Below are 451 nucleotides of genomic sequence, written 5' to 3'. Positions count from 1 at the left end.
CAAGAAAAGCTTCTAGCGAGGTAAAAGGTGCCCGTACCGCAAACCGACACAGGTAGGTGGGGTGAGAATCCTAAGGCGCGCGAGAGAACCCTCGTTAAGGAACTCGGCAAAATGACCCCGTAACTTAGGGAGAAGGGGTGCCTCAATATCGTGACACATTAACTTGTAGAGCGAGAAGAGGCCGCAGAGAAAAGGCCCAAGCGACTGTTTACCAAAAACACAGGTCCCTGCTAAAGCGAAAGCTGACGTATAGGGGCTGACGCCTGCCCGGTGCTGGAAGGTTAAGGGGAAGTGTTAGACGCAAGTCGAAGCAGAGAACCGAAGCCCCAGTAAACGGCGGCCGTAACTATAACGGTCCTAAGGTAGCGAAATTCCTTGTCAGGTAAGTTCTGACCCGCACGAAAGGCGTAACGATTTGGGCACTGTCTCAACGAGGGGCTCGGTGAAATTG

1 rRNA gene is annotated in these 451 nt (G+C 53.0%); it reads left to right on the top strand.

Annotated elements, in window-relative coordinates:
• A 23S ribosomal RNA gene (locus tag P6N53_RS18620) occupies positions 1 to 451 on the top strand; the annotation flags it as partial.

The sequence above is a fragment of the Desulforamulus aquiferis genome, from assembly GCF_030577015.1.
GTDB classification, from domain to species: domain Bacteria; phylum Bacillota; class Desulfotomaculia; order Desulfotomaculales; family Desulfotomaculaceae; genus Desulfotomaculum; species Desulfotomaculum aquiferis.
Note: the sequence above shows the minus strand (reverse complement) of the source record. Positions and strands in the feature narration are given on the sequence as shown.